Below are 14,921 nucleotides of genomic sequence, written 5' to 3' on the forward strand. Positions count from 1 at the left end.
TTCCTTCACATAGAATCGAATTAAAAGGAGATAGTTTAAGAAAAAAAAGATAACTTTGCCAAATTGATAGTTCAGCCAGTGGGTGGGTATCACCGGAATCACTGGGTGGATATCACCGGAATATCAAGTCTTTTAGTCCGATTGTAAATCTTTTTGTATGACAAGTCCAAAAACGGCGAAATATAATATGTTACTCCACTTACCAAATAATCATACTCAAGGTGCATATAACTACCATGAATTCCAATTCCTGGATTTATTGCAATAGTCGATTTATTTGAAATCGGCATCTCAAATTCTAGTCCAGGGTTTAAGGCATTTATTCTAAATACTTTACTCAAATCGTTGGTTACTTCCTGTCCAAAGCTTGTCAAACTAATCGTTAAAGTGATTAGTAAAAATAGTTTTCTCATTTCTTGCTTTTGTTTAAATATAAATGTTAAAAATTAAAGTTTTATTTGTCTAATTGCTCGGTCTTTTGGTATGAACGCTAACGGTTTGCGGCTTGGCGCAGTGGCGGATTTCGGAGCACTAAACTGTCAATACACCACAAAAGTTGATGCGAGGTAGAATGTTCAATTAACCACGTCACCCGCCATTGCCGCCAAACGCCTGTTGTGTGCTGCCCTTCTGTTTTATTTGTCTGTTTGTCAGTCATTTAGTGTCGGTTTTATCGTGCGTTGGCTTGGTGGATCTTTTGCAAAACTTGGCTTTAGCGTGGGCTTGTGCGGTTTTGCAAATGTGCCACCAATAGCGTTGGCTTATTCTTCTTTTTTGTCTCCATTTTTTACCAAATCTTCTGCCAACATTTTTGCTTGGGTAATCACTGTTTCAACCGCTTTTTCTTGCAAGTCTGGGGGATAGCCGAACTTCCTCAAGATACGTCTTACGTTCCTACGCAATGTTGCTTGAACACTTTCTTTAATAGTCCAATCTATTGTAGTGCTGTTGCGTACCGTTTTTAATAGTTCTTGAGCTATGTGTTTTAAAATATCATCTCCCAGAATTGCAACAGCACTGTTATTTACTTCCAAAGCTGTGTAAAAAGCATATTCCCTGTAATCCAATCCCAATTTTTCGCCACGTTTGTCTGCTTCTTTCATTTGTTGAGCAAAAGGAATAAGCACTTTTTCCAAAAACTCAACCGTGTCAATCATTCCGTTGTGGTAGCGCTTGATGGCATCTTCCAACATTTCGGAAAATTTCTTGCTTTCTACCAAATTGATTTTTGTCCGCTTCTTGATTTCATCTTTGAGTAGTTTTTTCAATAACTCAACGGCTAAATTCTTTTGTGGCAAGTCTTTCAATTCTTGCAAAAAGCGTTCGTCAAGGATTTCAATGTTGGGCTTTTTCAGTCCTGCGGCATCAAAAATGTCAATTACATTGTCGGCTGTGATGGCTTCTGAAATGATTTGCTTGATGGCGGTTTCCATTTCTTCATCCGTTTTGCCGCCTTCGTTTCGGTCGGATATTTTTACCAACCTTGATTTGATGGCTTGAAACAATGCCACATCATCACGGATTGCCATTGCCCGCTCGTGGGGAACGGAAATCGCAAAGGCTTTCAATAGGTTTTTCGTGTTTTCGGTAAAACTCTGCTCTCCGTTTTCTTGACTGAAAATGTAATCCACGATAACGGGAATGAATTTCAGTTTTTCTTCGGGGGTAAGCGTGAAGAATTTACGCCAATCAAAATGCCTTAACTGGTAGTCTATTGCTTCGTGCAGCTCCAACATTTTGGCAACTGCCAATTCCTGGTCGAGTGTAGGTTTGCCTTCGCCACCGCTTGCGGTGTAATCGGCTAATGCAGTTTTCAGTTCTTGAGCAATGCCCAAATAGTCCACTACCAAACCGCCTTCTTTTCCTTCGGTAAATACTCGGTTTACCCTTGCTATGGCTTGCATCAGGTTGTGTCCACGCATTGGCTTGTCCACATAGAGCGTATGCAAACAAGGGGCATCAAATCCTGTGAGCCACATATCCCGAACAATCACCAACTTCAATGGGTCGTTTGGATTTTTCAGGCGGTCGCCAATGGCTTTTCTTCTCGGTTTGTTGCGAATGTGGGCCTGCATATTCAAGGCATCACTGCTGCTGCCTGTCATTATTACTTTTATCGTGCCTTTGTCGTCATCATCTGAATGCCACAACGGACGGATTTTGATAATGGCTTCATAGAGTTCCACACAAATTCTACGGCTCATACACACAATCATTGCTTTGCCGTCCAACACGGCATTGCGTTGCTCAAAGTGATACACCAAATCTTCGGCAATTTTTTGAAGTCGGTTGGGGTTGCCTACTATGGCTTCCAACCGTGTCCACTTTTGCCGCATTTGCTGGCGGTTGCTCAGTTCTTCCCCTTCGGTGAGCTCTTCAAACTGCTCGTCTAGGCTTACTTTTTCGTCTTCGTTGAAATGGACTTTTGCTAAACGGCTTTCATAGAAAATCGGAACGGTGGCTTTGTCGTTTACGGCTTGCTGAATGTCGTAAATGTCCACATAGTTACCGAAAACTGCCTGGGTGTTTTTGTCGGTGGTTTCAATGGGTGTGCCTGTGAAACCTATAAACGTGGCATTGGGCAAAGCATCACGTAAATGTTTGGCAAAGCCATCAATAAAATCGTACTGACTTCTGTGGGCTTCATCTGCTATGACTACAATATTTTTCCGTTCGCTGAGTGCCTGTATGTCTGCACCAATATATTCTACACTTGGTTCGTTTACTACATTTTCATTTTCGGGCTGCACAATGTCGGCAGGAATTGGCATAAACTTCTGAATGGTGGTAAACACAATGCCCCCTGATGCCACTTTGAGCAATTGGCGTAATTCCTTGCGGCTTTCGGCTTTTTGGGGTTCTTGCCTTAAAAGTTGTTGGCAATTGGTAAAGGTTTCGTGCAGTTGCTCGTCTAAGTCGTTTCTATCTGTCAGGATGACCAAAGTGGGATTTTCCATTCTCGGCTCAATGATGAGCTTGCCAGAAAAGAATACCATACTCAAACTTTTGCCGCTTCCTTGTGTGTGCCAAATCACACCGCCACGCCTGTCGCCATTGCTTCCGCTTGCGGTTACAGTGCTTTCTACGGCTTTGTTTACAGCATAATATTGATGATAGGCAGCTACTTTTTTGAGTGTTTTGCTGTCGCTTTTTTCAAATACAATAAACTGGCGGATTAAGTCCAATAGCGTGTGTTTGTTCAACATTCCGTGAAACATCACTTCCATTTGGGGTTGCAAATGGTCGGCTGTGGTTTGTCCGTCTTTGGTTTTCCAAGTCATAAACCTGCCGTAATCGCTGGTAATGGTGCCACAACGGGCATCCCAACCATCACTGATGATGAGTAAACTATTATAAGTGAACAGTGAAGGAATGGCTTGTTTGTAGGTTTGCAATTGGTTGAATGCCGATTTCAGATTGGCGTTTTCATCAACGGCATTTTTGAGTTCTATCACTACCAAAGGCAAGCCGTTTACAAACAGGATTATATCTGGGCGTTTGTTTTGGTTGCCTTCTACTACTGTAAACTGGTTGACTGCTAAGAACTCGTTGTTCTCGGGTTTTTCAAAATCGACAATATAAATTTTCTCGCCACGAATGCCGTTTTCGGTTCTCATTTCCACGTCCACGCCATCGGTTAGGTAGCGGTGAAAGTTTTCGTTGTTGATTAAGGCATTGGGGCTTTCAGTACGCAATACTTTTTTCAGGGCATCTTCTTTGGCATCTTGCGAAATGTTGGGATTGAGTTTGTCAATGGCATCACGCAAGCGAGTGGTTAATACTACCTCGTTGTATTTTCTTTCGGGGTGATCGCCATCGGGAGATATATTTACTCCGTTCAGGTATTCATAGCCTAAACTTTGTAAATAACCTAATGCAATTTCTTCTATTTGGTTTTCGGTGATGCTATTCTTCATTTCTTTCTAAATTGACTATCATAGGTACATTAGAGCGGATAGCTTTTCCTGTAACTATTGCGTGATACCGTTTCAAATTTGGTAAAGCTTGTACTAAGTCTTTACCGATATAATTTCCTAAAAATGTAAAACTTGTTTCATCAAAAGCCTGAAAGCAAACAATTGAATTACATTGTGTAAGGACAGTTTTAGAAACATTCGCTGTTCTTTGAGCAATAACCATTAGCCCAACGCCATATTTTCGCCCTTGTAGTGCGATTTGAGACATTTTGTTTACCAATGCTTTGGTACTACCGTAATCCCCTAAATCTCCTAAAAAATTGGTTTCAGGAACAATGGTATGAGCTTCTTCAAGAACTAAACAAATTCGGCTACCTTCATTTGATTTAGCATAATTGAATACACTCTCTATGAAAAATTGTGTGAACTCTATGATAAAGGATGTGTTGGATAAAGCTGGTAATTCAAACAATCCAAGATTATTTTCACCTTCAATAAAATGTTTAACATATTCATCAAGTTTGCCTTGAATCTGTTTTTTTAATTTAAGTTCTTCATCTGGTTGGCGGTTTAAAGCTTTTCTATGTTTTTCAGCAAAATTCTCTTCAAGAGCATCTAAACCATCTACTTTTATTAATTCAGAGGGCTTGAGGGCTTCTAAATCTTTCTTGTATTCCCCTGTGAAATCAATGCAAATGACATTAGTGTCTGTCAATAGCGACTTGATAACTTCCCTTGCAAGAAATGATTTGCCCGAACCTGTTACCCCCAATAATGCTAAATGATGACTTACAGCTTCGTGCAAGTTAATAACAGATGGTAATTGTGTATTAGGAATTGTTCCTAATTTGAAATCAGGATAAGTATATTCTTGTACCTGAATATTACTTGTATCTGCTTTAAAAATAGGAGTGTTAATGGCTGGAACCCATCCAAACTTTTGGAAGGAAAGTAAATCATTTTGCCATTCACCTAATTGAATTGCTTCGCCTTCAATAAATCCTGTTTCATTTTTGCTCTCTAATTTTTCATACTCAGTTGAGCCGCTTATCACCTGATAAAACAATCTACGTTTACCAATTTTAAGTTCAAGTAAGTCTCCTTCTTGAATGTCATCTGTTTTCTTAGAATATTCGAATCTGATAGTACCAATAGTCGATTTCTCAATTACAACCCCTACAAAATTTTCAACATTAAGTTCGGTTGTTAGACTTTTAAGCTCTTCCTTTTCAGTTACTTTATAGACTATGTTTTTACTGTAATTAACCAAATCCTTCTCGGCAGTTCCTAACTGTAAAACTTTAACCCATTTTTCCTGATTAAGCAAGTACGTGTCAAACACAATTCCTGCAATAGCATACTCATCAGAATCCTGCATTGAGTATTTGAATTTTACAATGTCGAACTTCCTTATACTTTTGCCTTTATCTTCAAACAGCTTGGCTAAAAATATTTTTTTGGATTGTACACCAAATATTTCACCAATAGCATTAGAATACAACTGCCTTTTTTCTCTTCTAAATGAATTGTGAAGAGACTGTGAATCTATGATTAAAACTAATCCCCACAGAATAATCATTGTAAACAAATAGGTATCGCTTACTTCTGTTAAGATTTCGGCTTTATATAGTATCAAAACAGATATGAAAACAAAAGAGTAAATGATTTTGCCACGACCAAAGAATACCGCAATGTTTTTTAATGTGGCTGATATCTTGTTTCTTGTAGAATCGGGGCTTTCGTTATCTGAACTGATTGCAATGGCAACAATTGACACAATTAATAACAAGCCAATAATTGAAATAGTGGTAACCCACAATCCATTGTGAGTAAATGATTTTTTTACAGAAACATAAACTAACAATAAAGGAATAGAATTGGTGATTACATTTTTTGGTGATGAGTAGTAAGGCTCAATGAAAAGAATTGAAAAAAAGAGCATAAAAAGCCCTGAATAAAACCAAATATTCTTTGTTGTTGTGTCCGGCAAAATTGAGCCTGTAAACAGGTAATGAATGCCAACAAACAAAATCACGCTTATAATAAGCAGGATAAAACGATTGGTTATATAGAATTTCAATTTATCCATTATGTGTTCATTACTGCTATATTTCCGCTCATTAACTTAGGTAGAAGTGTGTCACGGGTTTGGGTTAGTGAATGGATATTTTGACTGTTTATGTCTATTCTCTCGTAAATTGTTTTAGCATATTCATTAAACGAATTTAAGGTTTCATCATCAGGCAAAAGGATAGGTGTTTGCCGCAAAGTTTCTAATGTCAAATATTGTTGAGTTGAGCCTGCCAATCTTTTTGTGAAATATTCTGATGTTTCTTTAGAGTCAATCGTGAAATATAAAAAATATGCTAAATCAGGTCTCTCAGAAGCTTTGAACAATCCAATATTCTTAATAGCAAAGTCAATTTCATTTTCGTGAACAAAATAGAGATTCCCAACTGTACCAATCATTGTAATTAAAATGTCCAATCTATCAACCTTACTTCTTTTGTTTACTTTATTGAAATCATCATCTGAGATTTTATATGCGCTTGAAAAATCAATGAAATGATTTTTAAGATGTTTTGAAGTAATTAAGTATTTACCTTCTTGTTGTTGTTTTGGCGAATCGTGAGTACCATCTTTTACTGAAATTAGACTTGACAATTCAACAATTCTCCACCCCTTCGGCAGTCCATCCACCAACTCGCCATCAAAGCCGGGGAAGTTGAAATCCACAAACCACTCTTTGAAAATGGCTTGTGCCATAGCTTCCAAAGTTTGGTTCATTTGCAGGTTGAGTTCTATTTTGTCGTCAAGGGAAGAAAGGATTTGGGCGATTTGGCGTTGGGTGGGTAGGTCGGGAATTTCAATTTCAATGTTTGCCAAACTTTCTTGACTGATATTGAAACGAATGTCGCCTGTTGCCAACTGGTACACTTCTCGTCTGAATGAAATATCACGGAACAAGTAGCGAGCATATTCAGGTAGCAAGGTATTAAAATCATTTAATCTGAACCTTTTGCAAAAACCATTAAAGGTCAGGTTTTCCACTTCGTCTAACAATACGGAAGACATTGCTACTTCATCAGGTGTTTCAGACGAAGCGGTAAAGAAAATATCTCCATAAACGGCATTACGCCTTTCCAAATCCAAAGGACGTACATTCATTAATTCCAATTCGTTTACATTCACCTTCGAGTTTTTGTAAACGTTCTTATAAGGCAAAAAAGGCGTTCCGTGTCCGTAGTCTTCTTTTTTGATAGAAGTTACACCACCAAAGAAAAAGCCCAAATCACCTAATTTATATTTTTTCAATTCGCTCATATTAATTCAATGTCGTAGGTGGTTTGAATAATTTCCTTGCTTTCTTCATCTGCAAGTTCGGTTTGTGCCATCACCACCTGTTGTTTTTTCTCACCTGCTGCGGTAAAGTGAATGATGATTTGAGAATGAATGATGATGTATTCATCTCCTTCATCACATGGCGGCATCCGCTCAACCAACGTGCAGGGATTTTCAATTACAAAATTTTCAATCTTGAAGTTTGAGCCGTTAATGGCGATTTCCGTTTTTACTTTCAGTTGGTCAAACAGATAATCCCTGAAATATTCTTTGTCTGCAAAATCGTGAATGGCTCGTTCTTCAATATAGTTGCCGTAATCTCTTTTGAGTTCGGCTATTACGTTGTTTTTATCCTTTTCAATTTTGATGTGTCTGTTCCATTTCTCTTTGAAGTCGTCCAAACAGTTTTCCTTGTAGTCGCCATCTTTAGAAAGGAAAATCACTTTGTCATATTCCAATACCGTTTCAAAGTGCATCAGGGTTTCCCAAATAATACCATCCTTGAAACCTGCATCTTTATATGGTCCTGAAATGGCAAAAGGTGAAAGCGGTTTATCCGTGTATACTACCTTTTGAACCATATTGTTCAAAATAGAAGAAGCGTGTTCATCTTTGTAAATCAAGGTGTTGATTTGATTTTCTGCTATGTAGGTTGCTGCTTTTTGCTCTATGAAAGCTCCACAATCAAAGTCCTCATCAGGAATAGGAATTGAGCCTTCTGGAATATGTGGTAAACCTTCAAGCCGTTTAACGATTTCTTTCAGGTTCGCAATGTCTTGTTTGTATGCCCGTTTCTTTTGGTTTTTAAGTTCTTCAATGACCATAGTAGAAACGGAAAGTTTTACATACTCTTCTAATCCGTTTTCCTTTATGAAGGTATCGAGTTCGTTGTATGTTTTGCCAAAAGTGAAAGAATTATACACGACTTCCTTGCCTAACATATCACGCAATACGTTGGTGTCAAATACAATCAAAGTTCTCAACCGCTGGCTCATACAATTTTCATTATGTTCATCATTGAACCATTCAAATGATCAAAATCCCCATCAGTTGTCATTAAAGGGATATCAAGTGAATAGGCCGTTGCCGCAATCCAAAGGTCGTTTTTGCCCATCTTTCTGGCTGAACCATCGAGAAGATTACCACTTTTGTCTTTGATTTTCCGCTTTGAAAATGCGTCAATTTCGGTATATGAGTCAATCAACAACTGGTCGGCATTGGAAATGTCGATATATGTAATTTCTTCAAGTATTTTATTGAGTTTGTCTATTTTAGATTTGCCCCAGTTGTTTTGAGCAATGAAAGAAGCTAATTCTGCCTTAGTTACCACAGATACAATAACATTTGCTGCTTCATCATATTTTTCGAGTGCTTCGATGCATTTTCTTCCTGTGTCGGTATCTCTTACAATATGGATAAATACACAGGTATCGATTACGATGTTTTTCATCTGTGTATATCTTTAAGCATTTCTGTAAATTGTTCATCACTGATTTCATCTTTCAGCAAGCCCGAAATACTTTTCAAGGCTGAAAGCGAGTTTGATTTTTTTTGCTGCTTTGCTTGAAATAGTAATTGTTGCTGGGCAGTCATTGCCGAAGGTTTTTTAGAGAAGAACTTATCTCTTGCTCCCGGTTTGCTGTAATCTTGTATCTCCACAAAACTCAACTGACCATTTGGCTTAAAGTGAGCCGTTCCGGAAATGGTTACTTCTTTACCCATAAAGCTGACAATGTTGTCAATGATGGCCTTATCGTTGGCAAAGACATTTACAAAACCCTGCTCTGTCTGTAAACCGAGTTTTCCTTTGGACACCTTCATTTCATCCAATTGTCCATTTATGATTACTTTTTGGGGGTCAGGAATACTTTCCTCCAACTGCCCTATTTTTTGGAAATCGTCTTTTGTCAGTTGTACTTCGGCAATGGTTCCACGGTTTGCCAAATAGAAGATTTCGTTATCACTAATGAAGTTTTTTTTGAAGCTCATTAATGCTTTCAATAGAGGCTTGTCCAAGTCTGCATCTTTATTATCTTGTTTCAGGGCTGTTTGGAAAGAATGAATCACCAAAGCCATCGGGGTTAATTGCAAAATTTCCTCCGTAGGCTTAAAAAGCTCATATTGAAGCCCTTTGATTGTCTCAGAAAAATGGGCACAATCAATGGTCAGAGAAGTGCCTTCCTGGTTACTTCCTGAAATACTTTGCAAGCGCATTGCTAAAGCCTTTTTTAAGTTCTTGTCAGGTGTAATGTCACTAAATCCACGCAACCTGAACATTAAAGCTTTGGTAGCAATGTCTTTGGTAGATTTTGTCAACAGGTTTAATCGGTCAAATTCCAATAACCCGTTGTCTTCATCTTCGCCAACTATTTTTATATCGTAATTCATTGTCTTTTCCGTTTTAAATGGTGAAACCAATTTTCTTCAGATTTGCCTTTATCGCATCATCCAATTCTTTTGCTTTCTGCATTTGCGCTGAAAGGGTAGTGGTGAGTTTTTGCATTTTTTCTTCAAATGCCTCATCGTCTTCTTCTACTTGTTTGAAGTCAATGTATCTTCCCGGAGTCAGGATATAATTGTTTTTGCGGATATCTTGAATATTGGCAGATTTACAAAAACCTGGAATGTCTTTGTATTCGCTAAATTGCTCTTTGCTTCGCCATTTATGGTAAGTGTCCGCGATTTGAGTTATATCCTTGTCGGTCAGTTCACGTTGTTTTCTGCTAATCATTGTTCCCATCTCTCGGGCGTCAATAAAAAGCACTTCATGGGTGCGGTTTCTGAATTTGTTGGTTTCAGTTTTGTTGCGCGCTAAAAACCACAAACAAGCTGGAATTTGGGTATTGTAAAACAATTGCGAAGGCAATGCTACCATACAATCCACCAAGTCGGCTTCAATCATTGCTTTTCTGATTTCACCTTCGGTGGCTATTTCAGAACTCATACTTCCGTTAGCCAAAACAATACCTGCCGTGCCATAAGGTGCTAATTTGCTCACAAAATGTTGCAACCAAGCATAGTTGGCATTGCCTGCAGGCGGCATTCCGTATTTCCACTTGTGGGTTTCTGCTTTGTTGATATTGTAATCACTAACATTGAATGGTGGATTTGCCAATATATAATCCACTTTTAGATCAGGGAACTTGTCATTCATCAAAGTGTCCCCTAATTCAATTTTGGCGTCAATCCCACGGATGGCCAAATTCATTTTTGCCAACCGATAGGTAGTAGGGTTGCTCTCTTGTCCAAAGATGGAAATTTTGCCTTTGCGGTGTTCGTGCAGTTCAATGAACTTTTCGCTTTGGACAAACATTCCACCGCTGCCGCAACAACCGTCATACACCCGTTTTTCAGCTTCGGGGGCAAGCATTTCCACCAGGAGTTTTACAATGCTGGCAGGCGTATAAAACTGTCCGCCTTTTTTGCCTTCGGCATCTGCAAACTGTCCCAAGAAATATTCGAATACAAAGCCCAAAACGTCTTTGCCTTTTCCGTTTCCGCCTTTGCTTAGAGAGATGGAGCCAATCAGGTCAATAAGTTCACCAAGTCTTTGTTTGTCGAGTGCAGGTCGGGCATAGTCTTTTGGCAAAACGCCTTTTAGTGCAACATTGTCTCTTTCAATGCTGTCCATTGCTTCGTCAATCTCTTTGCCTATTGTCGGCAGTTTAGCTCTGCCTTGAAGCCATTTCCAACGTGCCTGTGGTGGCACATAAAAAACTCTTTCTGCGGTGTATTCATCTTTATCTTCCGGATCGGCTCCCGTTTCGTGTTTGGTCGCTTCCAGTTGATCGTAAAGCTCTTCAAAAGCGTCTGAAATATATTTTAGGAAAATCAACCCTAAGACAACATGCTTATATTCAGCCGCATCCATATTGTTGCGAAGTTTGTCGGCTGCTTGCCAAAGGGTTTTTTCTAATTCTAAATTCTCACTCATTTGTTGTCTGTTATGCTAAATTTTAATTGTCAAAGCTAGTTTTTTAAATGCCTTGTCGTTCTGTCAAACCGTGATAGTTGTCCCATGGTGCGTTGGGGCAAAAGCAAATGTGCTGCATTGCGTTGGCTATGAGCGTGGGGATGCAGCTCTTTTGATTTTGCTGAAGCGTTGGCATTTTTTCTTTCATTTTTCTGTTCGTTTTCTGTCGGTCGTGTTGTTTTTTAGGGTTGCACACAACGTCTTATTTACGCAATAAATAAACAACTTTCGTAAATATCCGATTTATAACATTCGTATACCGTGCGAAATCGGGGGTGTTTGCGAAAGTTATTTGAATATGAATTATTATGTCTTTTTTTAGTTAAGAAACCAAAGATAACAAAAAATATAAATAGAAAAAACTAAAAGCTCTCAATAATATAATCTGCGATATCATAACCTTCTTCAGCTTGATATGCAGAGGCATGTTTTTCAATGAGATTTGATATTTCGATTTTACAGAACACTGCGCTTTTTATTTGCATTGATTTCTTTTCCCATTTATCAAAGCAACCGGCATCGGGGTATAGGACTACATTTTTATTTTGGAGTACTCTTGATTTCTCAACGTTTAGGCCGTTGAGGTTGCCTGCTGCAAGCCAATTGTAGTTATCGAAGATAATACTTCCTATAACGGCTGTTTTTTCTGCCTCAACGATTGCGATTGGTTTGTCGGGGTAAAGGCGGATGAGGTGTTCACCGAAGTAGCATTGGCATAGGTTGAAGTTGGCAGATTCGGAATTACTTTTTTTGGTGTTTCCTTTTTTGGAGTTTCTTTTTTTTAATATGTTGTGCACCCAGTTTATTGCTCCGGTCTTGTTTTTGATTCGTTTCCCGGTGTTGGGGTTGTATTGCATTATCTTTCCGGTGCGAACTTTACCATTTATATCGATCTGCCAGAAAATGACGCTTTGGTTTTTTGTTGCTCCAAGAGCGTAATTTCTCATTGCATTTTCAATTTTATCGCGCGAAAAGTGCTTGCACAGGAAGCGTACAAAATTAGAGTTGAACGAGACGGATTGTTTAACATAACTGAGAGGGATACAATCTATCTTACGTTGCGAAGTCTTCAGGCGAACTGTGTGAGCCTGCAAAGGTGCTGAGTTTGGTTTATTATATTTATGATCATTAAAGTATTGTCGTGGAGGATAGTGATATCCACATTTAATTGCCCGGTTGCATATTCCAACAGTAGGATGAATTGGTTCTCCTGTGTTTCCATCCAAATATAAAGTAAAGGTTTGCTTTACTTTACAATTTGGGCAAGTATGACGTGTTCCCCTACCCTTATAAGGTTCGAGAAACGTTTCTCAGCTATACGCAGGCAGGGATTTTAACCACTGAACTTCCTACGAAGAACTGAACTTCAAATTTACCACTTTCCTGTCTTACGAAGCACGAACCCCCTGCTTGCGTATAGGTGATGTTATGCGGTCGGCTTTCATTTTCTCTTCTTTCTCGTTAATTTGTCAAGCAAAGTTACTAAATTTGCAGTCAAGCAATTTCAATTTTTGAATTATGAATTGTGATTTGAATTCAAGTATTCACCTGTAAGAAGTTACTAATGACAAAAAAGAAATTGCCCGTTCGTTTTACGGGTCAGCACTTTACTATTGATAAAGTGCTAATAAAAGATGCAATAAGACAAGCAAATATAAGTAATCAGGATACGGTTTTAGATATTGGGGCAGGCAAGGGGTTTCTTACTGTTCATTTATTAAAAATCGCCAACAATGTTGTTGCTATTGAAAACGACACAGCTTTGGTTGAACATTTACGAAAATTATTTTCTGATGCCCGAAATGTTCAAGTTGTCGGTTGTGATTTTAGGAATTTTGCAGTTCCGAAATTTCCTTTCAAAGTGGTGTCAAATATTCCTTATGGCATTACTTCCGATATTTTCAAAATCCTGATGTTTGAGAGTCTTGGAAATTTTCTGGGAGGTTCCATTATCCTTCAGTTAGAACCTACACAAAAGTTATTTTCGAGGAAGCTTTACAATCCATATACCGTTTTCTATCATACTTTTTTTGATTTGAAACTTGTCTATGAGGTAGGTCCTGAAAGTTTCTTGCCACCGCCAACTGTCAAATCAGCCCTGTTAAACATTAAAAGAAAACACTTATTTTTTGATTTTAAGTTTAAAGCCAAATACTTAGCATTTATTTCCTGTCTGTTAGAGAAACCTGATTTATCTGTAAAAACAGCTTTAAAGTCGATTTTCAGGAAAAGTCAGGTCAGGTCAATTTCGGAAAAATTCGGTTTAAACCTTAATGCTCAAATTGTTTGTTTGTCTCCAAGTCAATGGGTAAACTGTTTTTTGGAAATGCTGGAAGTTGTCCCTGAAAAATTTCATCCTTCGTAGTTCAAAGTCGGGTGGTTGTCAAGGTGATTTTTTTTGGTTTGGTGTCGTCTTTTAAGCTGCCGCATAACGTGTTATTTACGTAATAAATAAACAACTTTCGCAAATATCCGATTTATAACATTCGTATATCCCTGCATAACCGGAATGTTTACGAAAGTTATTCGAATATGATTTATTATATCTTTTTTTAGTTAACAAATCTAATTATGTTAAAATTCAAAGATAACGAAAAATATAAATAGAATAAACTAAAAACCCTCAATAATATAATCTGCGATATCGTAACCGTCTGTGGTTTGATCTGCAGTAGCGTGATTTTCAATTAGGTGGGATGTTTCGATTTTACAGAAGACTTCGCTTTTGATTTGCATTGATTTCTTTGTCCATCTTTGATAACAGCCGGCATCAGGGAATAAGATTACATGTTTATCGCGTAGGACTTTTGATTTTTCAATGTTGAGGCCGTTGAGGTTTCCGGCTGCAAGCCAATTATAATTATCGAAGATCATGCTTGCTATGACTGCGGTCTTCTCTGCCTCAACAATTGCGATCGTTTTGTTAGGATAGAATTTGAGTAGGTGTTCTCCGAAATAGCATTGGTTGAGGTTGTAGTTGGTGTATTTGGGATTTCTTCTTTTTAAAATATTGTGTACCCAGTTTATTGCACCTGATTTGTGTTTGATTCGCTTTCCGGTATCGGGATTATATTGCATTATCTTACCAGTACGCACTTTACCTTTTATATCTATTTGCCAGAATATTACACTACCATTTTTGGTTGCTCCAAGGGCATAGTTTTCTATTGCCTTTTTCACGTTCTCACGAGGGAAATGTTTACAAAGAAAGCGGACGAAGTTAGAATTAGCTGAAACGGACTCTTTAACGTATTTACGAGGGATTAAATCCATTCTTGGTGGCACATCTAATGAGAGTTGAGGTTTGGTTTTAGAATGCTTACTTGGTCGTCTGTTTGTGTTATGGGAGCTTATAGGGTTATTATTAGATTGAGAGATATACTTTCCGGATCTACTTTTCCACAATTCGGGATGATCTGCAAAATATTGTCGTGGAGGATAGTGATATCCACATTTAATTGCCCGGTTGCATATTCCAACAGTAGGATGAATTGGTTCTCCAGTATTTCCATCTAAATATAAAGTAAAGGTTTTCTTTACTTTACAATTTGGGCAAGTGTGACGTGTACCCATACCCTTGTAAGGTTCGAGATATGGTTGTTTATAAAAAGACATGAGATTATTAATGTGTTGCAGGAAGTTCACTTTCTGCACATTCTACACTTTTTATGTGTAGAACGTGCCTTTTT

General features: G+C 38.2%; 11 protein-coding genes and 1 pseudogene. 1 reads left to right on the plus strand and 11 read right to left on the minus strand.

Translation table 11 applies throughout. The features are described 5' to 3' along the window. Positions 1 to 98: 98 nt before the first annotated feature. The 10 genes and pseudogenes from OLM34_RS07300 to OLM34_RS07345 all read right to left on the minus strand — a co-directional run. Positions 99 to 413 (minus strand): hypothetical protein, encoded by a 315-nt coding sequence (locus OLM34_RS07300; RefSeq protein ID WP_264406285.1) that lies wholly within the window; start codon positions 411 to 413, stop codon positions 99 to 101. A 348-nt stretch (positions 414 to 761) separates the two neighbouring features. Continuing rightward, positions 762 to 3,917, minus strand: a complete 3,156-nt coding sequence (locus OLM34_RS07305; protein ID WP_264406287.1) for a type I restriction endonuclease subunit R — start codon at positions 3,915 to 3,917, stop codon at positions 762 to 764. Then, the gene (locus tag OLM34_RS07310) at positions 3,907 to 6,006 is read right to left on the minus strand and encodes an ATP-binding protein (protein WP_092027366.1); all 2,100 of its coding nucleotides are present in this window, start codon (positions 6,004 to 6,006) and stop codon (positions 3,907 to 3,909) included. The genes OLM34_RS07305 and OLM34_RS07310 overlap by 11 nt, the downstream gene beginning before the upstream one ends. Beyond that, entirely contained in the window at positions 6,006 to 7,241 is a 1,236-nt protein-coding gene (locus OLM34_RS07315) for a restriction endonuclease subunit S (RefSeq protein ID WP_264406293.1), read from the minus strand. The genes OLM34_RS07310 and OLM34_RS07315 overlap by 1 nt, the downstream gene beginning before the upstream one ends. Continuing rightward, entirely contained in the window at positions 7,238 to 8,254 is a 1,017-nt protein-coding gene (locus OLM34_RS07320; protein WP_264406295.1) for a PIN domain-containing protein, read from the minus strand. Before OLM34_RS07320 ends, OLM34_RS07315 begins: the two co-directional genes overlap by 4 nt. Further along, positions 8,251 to 8,709, minus strand: coding sequence for a PIN domain-containing protein (locus OLM34_RS07325; protein WP_264406296.1), 459 nt, complete (start codon positions 8,707 to 8,709; stop codon positions 8,251 to 8,253). The genes OLM34_RS07320 and OLM34_RS07325 overlap by 4 nt, the downstream gene beginning before the upstream one ends. Continuing rightward, positions 8,706 to 9,647: a hypothetical protein gene (locus OLM34_RS07330; protein ID WP_264406297.1), complete on the minus strand. Its 942-nt coding sequence runs from the start codon at positions 9,645 to 9,647 to the stop codon at positions 8,706 to 8,708. The genes OLM34_RS07325 and OLM34_RS07330 overlap by 4 nt, the downstream gene beginning before the upstream one ends. Before the next feature lie 13 nt (positions 9,648 to 9,660). Continuing rightward, positions 9,661 to 11,193, minus strand: a complete 1,533-nt coding sequence (locus OLM34_RS07335; RefSeq protein ID WP_264406298.1) for a type I restriction-modification system subunit M — start codon at positions 11,191 to 11,193, stop codon at positions 9,661 to 9,663. 401 nt (positions 11,194 to 11,594) lie between these two features. Next, the gene (locus tag OLM34_RS07340; RefSeq protein ID WP_264406401.1) at positions 11,595 to 12,326 is read right to left on the minus strand and encodes a DUF6371 domain-containing protein; all 732 of its coding nucleotides are present in this window, start codon (positions 12,324 to 12,326) and stop codon (positions 11,595 to 11,597) included. A gap of 36 nt (positions 12,327 to 12,362) precedes the next feature. Then, positions 12,363 to 12,521: pseudogene (locus tag OLM34_RS07345) on the minus strand (PG0870-related protein); the annotation flags it as partial. 275 nt (positions 12,522 to 12,796) lie between these two features. Between OLM34_RS07345 and erm(F) the strand changes: the two are divergent. Then, positions 12,797 to 13,597, plus strand: coding sequence for a 23S rRNA (adenine(2058)-N(6))-methyltransferase Erm(F) (erm(F), locus tag OLM34_RS07350; RefSeq protein WP_042005545.1), 801 nt, complete (start codon positions 12,797 to 12,799; stop codon positions 13,595 to 13,597). A gap of 248 nt (positions 13,598 to 13,845) precedes the next feature. Here erm(F) and OLM34_RS07355 read toward each other — a convergent pair whose 3' ends face one another. Then, complete coding sequence (locus OLM34_RS07355; RefSeq protein WP_264406299.1) at positions 13,846 to 14,886, minus strand: DUF6371 domain-containing protein; 1,041 nt, start codon at positions 14,884 to 14,886, stop codon at positions 13,846 to 13,848. Positions 14,887 to 14,921: the final 35 nt, after the last annotated feature.

The organism is Anaerorudis cellulosivorans, from assembly GCF_025943985.1.
Classification (GTDB): Bacteria; Bacteroidota; Bacteroidia; order Bacteroidales; family Dysgonomonadaceae; genus Anaerorudis; species Anaerorudis cellulosivorans.

Bases quoted from the DNA above. Each gene is read 5' to 3' on its own strand.
- OLM34_RS07300 (WP_264406285.1), bottom strand. From the start codon at position 413: ATGAGAAAACTATTTTTACTAATCACTTTAACGATTAGTTTGACAAGC.
- OLM34_RS07305 (WP_264406287.1), bottom strand. From the start codon at position 3,917: ATGAAGAATAGCATCACCGAAAACCAAATAGAAGAAATTGCATTAGGT.
- OLM34_RS07310 (WP_092027366.1), bottom strand. From the start codon at position 6,006: ATGGATAAATTGAAATTCTATATAACCAATCGTTTTATCCTGCTTATT.
- OLM34_RS07315 (WP_264406293.1), bottom strand. From the start codon at position 7,241: ATGAGCGAATTGAAAAAATATAAATTAGGTGATTTGGGCTTTTTCTTT.
- OLM34_RS07320 (WP_264406295.1), bottom strand. From the start codon at position 8,254: ATGAGCCAGCGGTTGAGAACTTTGATTGTATTTGACACCAACGTATTG.
- OLM34_RS07325 (WP_264406296.1), bottom strand. From the start codon at position 8,709: ATGAAAAACATCGTAATCGATACCTGTGTATTTATCCATATTGTAAGA.
- OLM34_RS07330 (WP_264406297.1), bottom strand. From the start codon at position 9,647: ATGAATTACGATATAAAAATAGTTGGCGAAGATGAAGACAACGGGTTA.
- OLM34_RS07335 (WP_264406298.1), bottom strand. From the start codon at position 11,193: ATGAGTGAGAATTTAGAATTAGAAAAAACCCTTTGGCAAGCAGCCGAC.